Raw genomic sequence first — 12,701 nt, 5'->3', positions numbered from 1 at the left:
ACCGCGCCCCTCACACGGGTTCTTCAGCTCATGACGCGCCGGGCATCGCCGGGCGCGTCATGTCGCGGCCGTATCAGAACGGGCTGCGTGTCGTATCGCCATCGGTGAAGATCGCGTCGACGACCTGATAGAACGCCATCGCCGTATCCGCGACTTCCCAGACCGCGAGGATCACGTGGTAGCCGCTACGCATCGGCAGCCGGCACGCGTGAATGGTCGGCTGCTGGGGCACCAGGTTCGCGTTCGGGTCCCAGTATGGCTGGCCGGGATTCTGGATCGTGCAGAACGGCGTGGGCTCGAACTGCGCACGCGTGAGCTTTTCCGACGGGTTCCAGTCGGCGCGTGTAATGAAGTAGTTCCAGCGACGCGTCTTGTGCACGGCACTGAACTCCCACTTGAAATTCTGCACCGCGCCCGGCCGCAGCGGGATCTTCTGCCAGCGGCCCGGCGACTGCTCGTTCAGCACGGGCAGCGGGCCATTCGTGCTGGCGCCGGCGATTTCGCCGTCCTTCGGTGGCGCGGCATTCTTCGCGTCGTCCGGCGCGAACGGATCCGACAGGCCGCTTTGCGTCGCGGGGAAGAACTTGCCGTTCTCCATCGCGTTCGCGTGCCACGCGTCGACAGGGCAGTTCGGATTCTGGCCTTGCGTGCACAGCACGATGCGCGAAGGCGGTTCGGTCAAACGGCCGTGCGCGTGCGCACCGGCCGCCGCGGCCAGCAGTGCGACACCGGCCAGCGCGCGTGGCATGACGGAAGCAACGTAGCTGCGGATGTTCTTGTTCATGAGCCCTCTCATGGCATGAATGTCGAAACGGATATGCGCACATCGAGCCTGTCGCAAGATTCCGCGAAGAGATTCCTGTCGACGCGTCGTCGCGCATGCTGATCGGCGAAAGCGGCGGTCGAATGAAACCGCGGCAAGCAATGATCAATCGCCATGCTTTCTGACAAATCACTTTCACCGAGTCGAACCTTATCCGCAAAAACCGGAAAAATAAACGTCCCTCGTTGTTAATCTTTTGATTCGCGGCATCGAATCATCCATTCCCGCTTGCTTCGCTCGTCAACCCTGACGTAACGCGGATTCTGGTGCTTGACGATCGTGAATGATCGATCCCGGCATTTCGCATTTGGAGGCTACCGGCATGGCCGCCTCCATTGTTTAATAATTTGATTCCTTGATTGATATTTGAATTGAATCAAGATCACCATTCATTCAAAATCCGGATCGGGAAGAATGATTATTTCGCTGGAAGTTACGCCTGATTTGAAAATAGCTCAAAGGTCATCGACGACCGGGAGCCTCCCGATCCGGGCATATTCCATCGCTGGCGCGCTGCGCATCGATATCGGTCGCGTTGCGACGCGCGGCGTCAACTCCCCAGCGATGCGGCCGGGAGCATGCCCGCCTCCCGGAAGGGCAAACGAGCCATCACAACCCCAAGCCCCCACCCCGAAGCGAACAACCCACAGCGCCCAACCCCCGCGTTGTCGACCGCCCGCAGGCACGAAACCAACGCAAAAACTGAAAGACTGAATTGCCGATCCGCACGCTTTTGACGCAGCTATATTCTCGACGACCAGCCCTTTAAACAAGGACTGCGAATAATATCCGTCAACCTACGTTCGAGACCTTCATCCATGAATAAAACGACACGGCTGCTGCGCATGACGTGCGCACTCGCCTGCTGCGGCCTGTTCTCCCACGCGCATGCGCAAAGCAGCGTCACGCTGTACGGCATCATCGACACCGGGATCGACTTCGCGTCGAACGTCGACGGCCAGCACCTGTGGCAGATGGCGAGCGGCGTCAGCGCCGGCAGCCGCTGGGGGCTGCGCGGCAAGGAAGATCTCGGTGGCGGGCTCGCCGCGATCTTCGATCTCGAAAGCGGCTTCAATTCCACGAACGGCGGGCTCGGCAGCGGCCTCGCGTTCTCGCGCAACGCTTACGTCGGGCTGTCCGACCAACGCATGGGCACGCTGACGCTCGGCCGGCAGTGGGATCCGATCGTCGACCTGATCGAGCCGTATTCGCTGAACGACTATTACGGGGGCTGGTATTTCTCGCACCCGAACGACATGGACAACCTCGACAACGGCTTCGCGATCAGCAATGCCGTGAAATACACGAGCCCGACGATCGCCGGTTTCACGGGTGAGGCGCTCTACTCGTTCGGCGGGCAGCCCGGCCGCTTCTCCGACAACGCCGCGTACAGTGCGGCGCTCGCGTACACGAACGGGCCGTTCTCGGCCGGCGTCGGCTACCTGCGCGTCAACGATCCGGAGCAGGCTGTGCAGAGCTACCAGAACGGCGGCGGATACACGAACGCGGTGTACGGCGACGCGCTCATGAACGCGCGCAGCCAGAACATCTTCGCGGCCGGCGCGTCGTACCAGCTCGGCAAACTGAAGCTGATGGGCAACTTCACCGACGTCGATTTCCAGCAAGGCGACGACGAGCAGGACGTGAAGTTCCAGAACTACGAAGTCGCCGGCACGCTCGCCGCCACGAGCCAGCTCAACTTCGGCCTCGGTTATACCTACACGACCGGCCGCGACCACGCGACCGGCCAGGAACCCAAATACCGTCAGTTGAACGCGAGCGCCGAGTATGAACTGTCGAAGCGCACGGCGATCTATGCACTCGCGGCACTGCAGATGGCGTCGGGCGGCGCCGTCGCGCAGGTCGCGGGCTTCGATCCGTCGTCGAGCGGCCGGCAGGCGGTCGGCCGGATCGGGCTGCGCCACACGTTCTAGGCGATCGCGCGAAGGGGCCGGCTTCCCGTGTACCGGAAGCCGGCCCCGGCCGGTGCGATCGACCCACGCGCCGAATCAGTTCGGCAGGCTGACCACCATCTGCTCGTCCTCGAGCAGTTGCGTGAGCGACCCGTGCAGACGCTCGAGGCTGCGTGGCGGCAGCGCGAAACTCGCCCAGCCGAGCCCCGTGTGCCGCAGCAACAGCACCGCGCCGCCATACAGCGGATGGCGCTCCGCATACCAGCACGGGTCCATCTCCGTCACGAACTGCTGCGCGCGCGGCGGCATCTCGGGCACGGCCGGCTGCATCGACGCGCGCAACAGGCTCAGATACTGGATGACCGCATCGACGTCCTCCGGATCGAGCACCGCGGCACCCCGTTCGATCGACACCAGCACCACCGGCTTGCCGTGTTCCTGGATCATCTTGATACTCAGCGGCTGCGTCATTATTGCGTTCCTCGTGGCTACTCGTATCGGCCCATTATCGGCAGCCGCGTCACGCGCGCACCTGAAGATTTGATGCAGCTTCATTAATTTATTTTTAGGTTGACCTCCGTTGCGGCAAACGCGTATTCGTCGTCGCGACGCACGACGATCTCGACGGTATGGTCGAGACCTTCGACGACACGCGTGTCCAGTGAATCGCAGCAACAGGCGAGAACGCCGTCCCGCACGCGCACGCGTCTTCCCCCGCGTCGTCCGCCGCTTCCTTAAACGAAATTTCATCCATTGCGCGTCGTTTTTTAAGCGTCCGGCGCCGGCCCGCATCCCATAATCGGCTCGCTACCTTGCCGGTCACGCGCGGCGGTACGCATCGAGCGATGCGTCGGCGGCGCATGCGAACGGTCAATTCTTTCCTTCGGCGGACCATGAACCAACTGCAAGCGATGCGCGTGTTCACGCGCGTAGTCGAGTTGTCGAGTTTCAATCTCGCCGCGCGCCAGCTCGGGATGTCGGCGGCCGCGGTCACGCGCAGCGTCGGCATGCTCGAAGCGCACCTGAACATGCGACTGCTGAACCGGACGACCCGCAGCCTGTCTCTCACCGAGACCGGCCGCGAATATCTCGACGGTTGCCGCACGATCATCGAGAAGCTCGACGAGATCGAATCGAACCTCGTGCAGGTCACGCGCGACCCGCGCGGCACGCTGCGGATCGCCGCGTCGGCGACCTCCGTCGCGGCCGGCCTCGGCGTGCTGCTGTCGGCATATCGCGACGGGCATCCGCGCGTCCGGTTCGACGTGACCACGTTCGACACGCACGTCGACATGGTCGAGGGCGGCTACGACGTCTGCTTCTGCGACGATCGCCGCCTCGTCAACGCGACCTTCGTGTCGCGGATGCTGACGAGCGTGCGCGACGTGGTCGTCGCATCGCCCGAGTACCTCGCGCGCCACGGCACGCCGAACGACCCAGCCGAACTGAACGAACACAGCCTGCTGACCGTGTCGAACGGCACCGCGCGCAGCTGGGAATTCTCGGACGTCGACGGTTCCTACCGCGTCTACACCGGCAACGCGCTGGCCTCGACCGGCAGCATGATGGTGCGGATCGCGGCACTCAATCACATGGGCATCACGCAATTGCCGCACCCGCTCGTCGCCGACGATCTCGCACGCGGCGCGCTGGTGCCGCTGCTCGAACGCTACGAAGTGAACGGCGGCGCGCGCTGCATCTCGATGCTTTACCCGAGCCGCAACCATCTGTCGACCAAGGTCCGCAGCTTCATCGACTACGTGGTCGACCACTATCGCGCGCCCGAGCGCGCCGCCGCCTGATTCCGCCCGGGCCGCTCCGTCCATGCCCCACATCCTGACGATCGAAGACGATCCGCTGATCGCGGATCACATCACCCAGGCGCTGCGCGCCGCCGGCCACCAGGTGGACGTCGCGCGCACCGGCCGCGACGGCATGGCCAGGGCGATGAGCGCGGACTACGACGTCGTGACGCTCGACCGCATGCTGCCGGATCTCGACGGGCTCACGATTCTCGCGACGATGCGTGGCGTCGGCCTCGACACGCCGGTGCTCGTGATGAGCGCGATGTCCGACGTCGACCAGCGCATCCAGGGGCTGCGCGCGGGCGGCGACGACTATCTCGTCAAGCCGTTCTCGCTCGACGAGATGTGCGCGCGCATCGACGTGCTGATCCGCCGCCGGCCGCGCGGCGCGCCGGTCGAGACGGTGCTGCGCACGGGCGAGCTCGCATTCGACCTGGTGCGGCGCCGCGTCACGCTCGGCGCGAGCGAACTCGCGCTGCTGCCGACCGAATTGCGCGTGCTCGAATTCATGATGCGCCACGCCGGGCGCGTGCTCACGCGCACGATGATCTTCGAGGCGGTGTGGGGCTGCCGTTTCGATCCGGGCACCAACCTGATCGACGTCCACGTCGGCCGCCTGCGCAAGAAGGTGAACCGGCCGGATGCGGCACCGTTGATCCGCACGATCCGCGGCGCGGGCTACATGCTCGGCTGAATCCGGCCGCCGCCACCTAAAACTTGTTTCATTTTTTTAGCGACCGGCTGTTAGGGGCCGCTCCGCAGAATGCGGTCATCGGCTGCGTATCGGTGTTTTCCCGAAGCCGCGCGCATCCGGCTCTTCTTCACGACGCTTTTGAACGGAGCAGCACCCCATGCTGAAAATTGTCCGGCTCGCGCTCACCCGGCCCTACACGTTCGTCGTGCTGGCGCTGCTGATCCTGATCGCGGGTCCGCTTGCGGCACTCCGCACGCCCATCGACATCTTCCCGGATATCCGCATTCCGGTGATCAGCGTCGTCTGGAACTACGCCGGCCTGCAGCCGGACGACATGTCCGGACGCGTGATCACGTACTACGAGCGCACGCTCGGCACGACGGTCAACGATGTTCAGCATATCGAATCACAATCGTTCCGCGGCTACGGCATCGTGAAGATCTTCTTCCAGCCGACCGTCGATATCCGCACGGCGACCGCGCAGGTCACGTCGATCTCGCAGACCGTGCTCAAACAGATGCCGCCCGGCACCACGCCGCCGCAGATCCTCAACTACAACGCGTCGACCGTCCCCGTGCTGCAGATCGCGCTGACCAGCAACACGCTCGACGAACAGAAGCTGGCGGATTACGCGGTCAACTTCATTCGACCGCAGCTGCTGTCGGTGCCCGGTGTCGCGATTCCGACGCCGTACGGCGGCAAGTCGCGTGAAGTGCAGATCGACCTCGACCCGCAGGCGCTGCAGTCGAAAGGGCTGTCGGCGCAGGACGTCGCGCACGCGCTCGCGCAGCAGAACCAGATCATCCCGGCCGGCACGCAGAAGATCGGCCGCTTCGAATACAACATCAAGCTCAACAACAGCCCGCTCTCGCTCGACGCGTTGAACGACCTGCCGATCAAGTCGGTCGACGGCACGACGATTTATATCCGTGACGTCGCGCATGTGCGCGACGGCTACCCGCCGCAGGGCAACATCGTGCGCGTGGACGGCCATCGCGCCGTGCTGATGAGCATCCTGAAGAACGGCTCGGCATCGACGCTCGACATCATCGCGGGCGTGAAGGCGAAGCTGCCGCTGGTCGAACAGACGCTGCCGCCGGGCCTGAAGCTCGTCACGATGGGCGACCAGTCGACCTTCGTGAACGGCGCCGTCAGCGGCGTGGCGCGGGAAGGCATCATCGCCGCCGCGCTGACCTCGCTGATGATCCTGCTGTTCCTCGGCTCGTGGCGCTCGACGCTGATCATCGCCGCGTCGATCCCGCTGGCCGTGCTCTCGGCGATCGCGCTGCTCGCGGCCACCGGCGAAACGCTCAACGTGATGACGCTCGGCGGCCTCGCGCTCGCGGTCGGGATTCTGGTCGACGATGCGACGGTGACGATCGAGAACGTGAATTGGCACCTCGAACAGGGCAAGGACACGCGCACCGCGATCGTCGACGGTGCGAAACAGATCGTGATGCCGGCGCTCGTCTCGCTGCTGTGCATCTGCATCGTGTTCGTGCCGATGCTGATGCTCGACGGCATCTCGCGCTTCCTGTTCGTGCCGATGGCGAAGGCCGTGATCTTCTCGATGATGTCGTCGTTCGTGCTGTCGCGCACCTTCGTGCCGATGCTCGCGCAATACCTGCTCAAGCCGCACGCGTCGGCCGGCCATGCGTCGGGCGAGCTCGCGGCGATCATGGATTCGCATGCGGGCCATGCGGGCGCGCACGACGTGCCGCCGTCGCGCAATCCGCTGGTGCGCTTCCAGCGTGCATTCGAACGCCGCTTCGAGTCCGTGCGCGCGTCGTACCGCATCCTGCTGGGCCTCGCGCTCACGCGCCGCAAGCCGTTCGTCGTCGCGTTCCTGTGCGTGGTGGCCGCATCGTTCCTGCTCGTCCCGTGGCTCGGCCGCAACTTCTTCCCGACGATCGACTCGGGCGAGATCTCGCTGCACGTGCGTGCGCCGGTCGGCACGCGGGTCGAGGAAACCGCCGCCGAGTTCGACCGTATCGAAAACACGATTCGCGGCGTGATCCCGCCCGCGCAGTTGCGCGAAGTGATCGACAACATCGGCCTGCCGAACAGCGGGATCAACCTGACCTACAACAACAGCGGCACGCTCGGGCCGCAGGACGGCGACATCCTGATCTCGCTGTCGCACGACCACGCGCCGACCGCCGACTACGTGCGCGAGCTGCGCGAACGCCTGCCGCGCGCCTATCCGGGCACGACGTTCTCGTTCCTGCCGGCGGACATCGTCAGCCAGATCCTCAACTTCGGCGCACCGGCCCCGGTCGACCTGCAGGTGGCCGGCCCCAACCAGCAGGCCAACCTCGCTTATGCGCGGGAGCTGTATCGCAAGCTGCGCCTGATCGCCGGCGTGGCCGACCCGCGCATCCAGCAGGCCAGCACCTATCCGCAGTTCACGGTGGCGGTCGACCGGACGCGTGCCGACCAGCTCGGCATCACCGAGCAGGACGTGACGAACTCGGTGGTCGCGACGCTCGCGGGCACCAGCCAGGTCGACCCGACCTACTGGCTCAACCCGCGTAACGGCGTGTCCTATCCGATCGTCGCGCAGACGCCGCAGTACCGGATGACCACGCTGTCGGCGCTGCAGAACCTGCCCGTCACCGGCGCGAACGGCCAGTCGCAGCTGCTCGGCGGTCTCGCGACGATCACGCGCGGCGTCGGCAACGCGGTGGTGTCGCACTACAACATCGAACCGCTGTTCGACATCTACGCGACCACCCAAGGCCGCGACCTCGGCGCCGTCGCCGCGGACATCGGCAGCGTCGTCAAGGCCACCGCGAAGGACCTGCCCAAGGGCTCGACCGTCACGCTGCGCGGCCAGGTGCAGACCATGAACAGCGCGTTCACCGGCCTGCTGCTCGGGCTGGCGGGCGCCATCGTGCTGATCTACCTGCTGATCGTCGTGAACTTCCACTCGTGGGCCGATGCGTTCGTGATCGTTTCCGCGCTGCCGGCGGCGCTGGCCGGCATCGTCTGGATGCTGTTCACCACGCACACGCCGATGTCGGTGCCCGCGCTCACCGGCGCGATCCTGTGCATGGGCGTGGCCACCGCGAACGCGATCCTCGTCGTCAGCTTCGCGCGCGAGCGCCTCGCCGAAACCGGCAACGCGCTCGCCTCGGCGCTCGAAGCCGGCTTCACGCGCTTTCGGCCCGTGCTGATGACCGCGCTCGCGATGATCATCGGCATGGCGCCGATGGCGCTCGGCCTCGGCGACGGCGGCGAGCAGAACGCGCCGCTCGGCCGCGCCGTGATCGGCGGTCTCGCGTGCGCGACGATCGCGACACTGTTCTTCGTTCCCGTCGTGTTCAGCCTCGTGCATCGGCGCGATGCGCTGAAGCACGACGCACCCCGCGCTTCCTCCCCTTCCGCGTCCGGAGCTTCCCATGTCCACTGAGATCGAAATCAAGTCGCCGAAACGGCTGCCCAACCTCAAGCTCGTCGCCACGATCGCCGCGCTGGTCGCGGCCGGCATCGTGACGGCCGGCATCGCAGGCCGCGCGCACGCGAAACAGGAACTGACCCGATGGTCCGCCGAACAGGCGGTGCCGACCGTGGTCGCCTACACGCCGACGACCGGCGGCGACGGCGCCGCGCTCGTGCTGCCCGGCCACCTGTCCGCGTTCGAAAGCGCGCCGATCCATGCGCAGGTGTCGGGCTACCTGCATGCTTGGTACACCGATATCGGCGCGCACGTGAAGTCGGGCCAGCTGCTCGGCCTGATCGACACGCCCGAACTCGACCAGCAGCTGCAGCAGGCGCGCGCCGACCTGCAAAGCTCGCTCGCCAACGAGAAGCTGGCCGCGTCGACGGCCGCGCGCTGGACCAGGATGCTCGCGCAGGATTCCGTGTCGCAGCAGGAAACCGACGAGAAGACCAGCGACCTCGCCGCCAAGCAGGCGATCGTCGCGGCCAACGAGGCCAACGTGCGGCGTCTCGACGCGCTGGAGGCATTCAAGCGCATCGTCGCGCCGTTCGACGGCGTCGTCACCGCGCGCAAGACCGACATCGGCCAGCTGATCTCGGCCGGCGGCGGCACCGGCCCCGAACTGTTCGCCGTGTCCGACGTGCACCGGATGCGCGTCTACGTGAGCGTGCCGCAGAACGAGGCCGCCGCGATCCGCCCCGGCATGAGCGCGACGCTGACCGTGCCCGAGCATCCGGGCGAGACCTTCCATGCGACGCTCGCCGACACCGACGATTCGATCGCCGATTCGACCGGCACGCTGCTCGTGCAGCTGATGGTCGACAACCGCGACGGCCAGCTGATTCCGGGCGAATACACCGAGGTGCATTTCGCGCTGCCGGCCGGCAGCAGCCGCGCGTTGACGATTCCGGCCAGCTCGCTGATCTTCCGCCAGGCCGGCCTGCAGGTCGCCGTGGTCGGCAAGGACGATCGTGCGGTGCTCAAGCCCGTCACGATCGCCACCGACCTCGGCACGCACGTGCAGATCGCGACCGGCCTCGCGCCCGACGATCGCGTGATCGACAACCCGCCCGACTCGCTGTCCGCGGGCGACCGCGTCCGGCTCGCGACGCCGGCCGGCACCGTCGCGGCGGCCGTGCGCGACACGGAGCGTGCGAATGGCTAACCCGCGTCGGCTCTGCGCGATGCTCGCCGGCATCGCGTTCCTCTCCGCCTGCTCGTTCGCGCCCGTCTATCACGCGCCGACCACCGCGCTGCCTGCCCGTTTCAAGGAAGCGGGCGGCTGGCAGCAGGCACAGCCGGCCGACCGCATCGCCCGCGACGGCTGGTGGAAGGCGTTCCGCGATCCGGTGCTCGACCAGCTCGAAGCGCGGGTGGCAACCGCCAACCCCGACGTGGCCGCCGCGGTGGCCCGCCATGACGAAGCCGGCGCGCTGTTCGATCAGGCGCGCGCGGGGCTGTTCCCCACCATCGGCCTCGGCGCGCAGGTCTCGAGCAACCGGCAATCGGCCACGCGCCCGCTGCGCGGCGCGAACCAGCCGAACGTGTACGGCTCGAACACGCTCGAGGCCGGCTTCGACTACGACCTCGACCTGTGGGGCAAGGTGCGCAACGAGGTCGCGGCCGGGCGCGCGAACGCGCAGGCCAGCGCCGACGATCTCGCATCGGTGCAGCTGAGCCTGCAGGCCAGCCTCGCGAACGCGTACTTCACCCTGCGCGGGCTCGACCAGCAGCAGCAGTTGCTGTCCGACACGATCGACACGTACCGGCGTGCGCTGAAACTCACGATGAGCCGGCACGCGGGCGGCATCGCATCCGATCTCGACGTCTCGCGCGCGCAGACGCAGCTCGACTCGGCCCGCGCGTCGGCCGAGGACGTGCGGGCACGGCGCGCGCTGTTCGAGCACGCGATCGCGACGCTCACCGGCGTGCCGGCCTCGTCGTTCTCGCTCGCGCCGGACCTGAGCGTCGCGTATCTGCCTGCGATCCCGGCCGGCATTCCCGCCACGCTGCTGCAACGGCGGCCCGACGTCGCGGCCGCCGAACGCCGCATGGCGGCCGCCAACGCGCGGATCGGCGTGGTGCGCGCGGCGTTCTTCCCCGACATCACGCTCGGGCTGATCGGCGGGTACGAGAGTTCGGGGCTCGGCCATTGGCTCAGCGCGCCGAACGAGATCTGGTCGATCGGGCCCAGCCTCGCGCTCACGCTGTTCGACGGCGGCCGCCGCCAGGCGCTCACGGCCCAGGCGCACGCGCAGCTGGCCGAGAACGGCGCGAAATACCGCGCAGTGGTACTCGACGCGTGCCAGCAGGTGGAAGACAACCTCGCGCTCACGCACCATCTCGGCGACGAAGCCGATCGCCAACAGGAAGCGCTCGACGCGGCCGAACGCACGTTGCAGTTGTCGATGTCGCGCTATCGGGACGGCGTCGTCAGCTATCTCGACGTGGTGACCGCACAGACCACCGAGCTCGAGACGAAGGTGGCGATGCTGGAACTGGATACGCGCCGGCAGTTGGCGGCGGTCGGGTTGATCGCGGCACTGGGCGGAGGGTGGTCGGCCGACGACGCAGCGTCCGGCGCGAAAGCGCCGGGCGCGACGCCGGCGCGTTCGACGACCTGAGCCCGTTGCGGCACGTGGGGAGCGTGTCGCGTTTGGATGCACCCGTCATCGCGACGGGTGCTTTTTTTACGCGGGGCATATCGTCCGCGGACCCATGGCAAGGCCGGGCAAATGAAAGGCAAACACATGGATGAAAGGCGGCCGGGATTCGTGAATATCAGAAGCTTCACATATTCACGAACCCGGGCCGCCCCTCCAGAAGATGCGGAATACGACTTCGCATCGCGCCACCGAGCCGCGCCGCGCCCGATCATCGGATTGGCCGTTCCGATCAGCAAACATTTAATTACGATACAGAAAGGCTTATTCACGAAAATGAAATATAAATCCGTCTTTCCAAATCCAAAACAAAACCATTGTTAATTGCAAAAAGCAAAACCATCGAAATGGAAAATGGCTTGACACTTTAGTGACCGACCTCCATAGTCAATGAGCGGTTTTAACCATTAATGGAGGAACCCGTGCCCACTCTTAGCTATAACCTCACGCCTGCCGTACAAATTCAAACCGTAGTCACATCGCAGGGCGCATCGACGAATAACGTGGCCACCATCAGCATCATCAACGCTGGCACGGTCATGTGGACCCAGGTACTGGTTCAAGCCTCAAACGTCGGCGTCACGCCCGAAATCAAGATCGGCAGCGGCAGCGCCCAAGTCGTGATTTACGCCGGCAGCTCGTTTACGCTGACCGTACCCACCTCCTTGCAATCCGGAAACATCTTCGCCAATCTCACCTACGATAACGGCGACAACAAGGGAATCCAGTTGCAAAACCTGTTGTACAGCTGGACGCTGACGGATAAATAATCATTCGGTGATGATTCGTCGTTTTCTCACGATTGCGACTCTCATCACCGCTCACACGCTGGCCGCGGCACAAACCGTGTCCGGCCAGCGTGAAATCTCATCGCTTACCTTTTTTTATTCGACCAGCAATACCCCGCAAGTGCAGGCAGATATTTCGCTGAGCCTGGGCGGCGAAAGCGTCGATCATTTTGTCCTCACGTATTCAAAGCCGCTGCATCACTTTTCAGTCGCTTTCGACAGTATCAAGGCGGAAGGCTCGATCGGTCTCGTCATTGCTGCTTCGCCCGATCCGTCCCATATCGATGGTTTCTTCTCCATACACACGCAGAAGAATCCATCGTTTCAATTTCAAGGCAGTGTGGTGTCATGGAACGTACCTGATACAGCCGTACTCGCGCAGATGGATTACAACCTTACGAGTTCCGTCCTGGCCCGAACACGAATCCGGAACGGCAGTCGTCATGGCGCCGAGGTCGCCTTCATCGACGCGGGGCAGCAGATCTTCACCGCTTTCTTGTTACCGCCTTCTCCGGTTGCCGTTGTGCCGGCCGACCTGATCGTGGGTTCGGACAAGATCAACAGTGGCGCGCA

The 12,701-nt window shown here is 65.2% G+C and carries 9 protein-coding genes; 7 read left to right on the top strand and 2 right to left on the bottom strand.

Going from position 1 to position 12,701, the window contains the following annotated elements; genetic code table 11:
• Nucleotides 1-73: 73 nt before the first annotated feature.
• Entirely contained in the window at nt 74-748 is a 675-nt protein-coding gene (locus DPV79_RS01010) for a lytic polysaccharide monooxygenase auxiliary activity family 9 protein (RefSeq protein WP_113044708.1), read from the bottom strand.
• A 920-nt stretch (nt 749-1,668) separates the two neighbouring features.
• Here DPV79_RS01010 and DPV79_RS01005 point away from each other — a divergent pair.
• Nucleotides 1,669-2,757, top strand: a complete 1,089-nt coding sequence (locus tag DPV79_RS01005; protein WP_165843480.1) for a porin — start codon at nt 1,669-1,671, stop codon at nt 2,755-2,757.
• A 75-nt stretch (nt 2,758-2,832) separates the two neighbouring features.
• On the opposite strand, the gene DPV79_RS01000 is transcribed toward DPV79_RS01005, so the two are convergent.
• On the bottom strand, nt 2,833-3,207 hold the full coding sequence (locus DPV79_RS01000; protein WP_021160469.1) for a hypothetical protein: 375 nt from the start codon (nt 3,205-3,207) through the stop codon (nt 2,833-2,835).
• A gap of 422 nt (nt 3,208-3,629) precedes the next feature.
• On the opposite strand from DPV79_RS01000, the gene DPV79_RS00995 reads away from it, so the two are divergent.
• The 6 genes from DPV79_RS00995 (at nt 3,630) to DPV79_RS00970 (ending at nt 12,110) form a co-directional block, all read left to right on the top strand.
• Nucleotides 3,630-4,538, top strand: coding sequence for a LysR family transcriptional regulator (locus tag DPV79_RS00995; protein ID WP_042975648.1), 909 nt, complete (start codon nt 3,630-3,632; stop codon nt 4,536-4,538).
• Nucleotides 4,539-4,560: 22 nt separating this feature from the next.
• On the top strand, nt 4,561-5,235 hold the full coding sequence (locus DPV79_RS00990) for a response regulator transcription factor (RefSeq protein ID WP_021160466.1): 675 nt from the start codon (nt 4,561-4,563) through the stop codon (nt 5,233-5,235).
• A 157-nt stretch (nt 5,236-5,392) separates the two neighbouring features.
• On the top strand, nt 5,393-8,647 hold the full coding sequence (locus tag DPV79_RS00985) for an efflux RND transporter permease subunit (protein ID WP_113044529.1): 3,255 nt from the start codon (nt 5,393-5,395) through the stop codon (nt 8,645-8,647).
• Nucleotides 8,637-9,842: an efflux RND transporter periplasmic adaptor subunit gene (locus tag DPV79_RS00980; protein WP_113044528.1), complete on the top strand. Its 1,206-nt coding sequence runs from the start codon at nt 8,637-8,639 to the stop codon at nt 9,840-9,842. Before DPV79_RS00985 ends, DPV79_RS00980 begins: the two co-directional genes overlap by 11 nt.
• A complete protein-coding gene (locus DPV79_RS00975; protein ID WP_113044527.1) occupies nt 9,835-11,301 on the top strand; it encodes an efflux transporter outer membrane subunit in 1,467 nt (488 codons plus the stop codon). The genes DPV79_RS00980 and DPV79_RS00975 overlap by 8 nt, the downstream gene beginning before the upstream one ends.
• A gap of 461 nt (nt 11,302-11,762) precedes the next feature.
• The gene (locus tag DPV79_RS00970; RefSeq protein WP_124923075.1) at nt 11,763-12,110 is read left to right on the top strand and encodes a hypothetical protein; all 348 of its coding nucleotides are present in this window, start codon (nt 11,763-11,765) and stop codon (nt 12,108-12,110) included.
• Nucleotides 12,111-12,701 lie beyond the last annotated feature (591 nt).

It is taken from the genome of Burkholderia reimsis (genome assembly GCF_003294055.1).
Classification (GTDB): Bacteria; Pseudomonadota; Gammaproteobacteria; order Burkholderiales; family Burkholderiaceae; genus Burkholderia; species Burkholderia cepacia.
Note: the sequence above shows the minus strand (reverse complement) of the source record. Positions and strands in the feature narration are given on the sequence as shown.

Bases quoted from the DNA above. Each gene is read 5' to 3' on its own strand.
- DPV79_RS00985 (WP_113044529.1), top strand. From the start codon at position 5,393: ATGCTGAAAATTGTCCGGCTCGCGCTCACCCGGCCCTACACGTTCGTC.
- DPV79_RS01005 (WP_165843480.1), top strand. From the start codon at position 1,669: ATGACGTGCGCACTCGCCTGCTGCGGCCTGTTCTCCCACGCGCATGCG.
- DPV79_RS00980 (WP_113044528.1), top strand. From the start codon at position 8,637: ATGTCCACTGAGATCGAAATCAAGTCGCCGAAACGGCTGCCCAACCTC.
- DPV79_RS00990 (WP_021160466.1), top strand. From the start codon at position 4,561: ATGCCCCACATCCTGACGATCGAAGACGATCCGCTGATCGCGGATCAC.
- DPV79_RS01010 (WP_113044708.1), bottom strand. From the start codon at position 748: ATGCCACGCGCGCTGGCCGGTGTCGCACTGCTGGCCGCGGCGGCCGGT.
- DPV79_RS00975 (WP_113044527.1), top strand. From the start codon at position 9,835: ATGGCTAACCCGCGTCGGCTCTGCGCGATGCTCGCCGGCATCGCGTTC.
- DPV79_RS00995 (WP_042975648.1), top strand. From the start codon at position 3,630: ATGAACCAACTGCAAGCGATGCGCGTGTTCACGCGCGTAGTCGAGTTG.
- DPV79_RS01000 (WP_021160469.1), bottom strand. From the start codon at position 3,207: ATGACGCAGCCGCTGAGTATCAAGATGATCCAGGAACACGGCAAGCCG.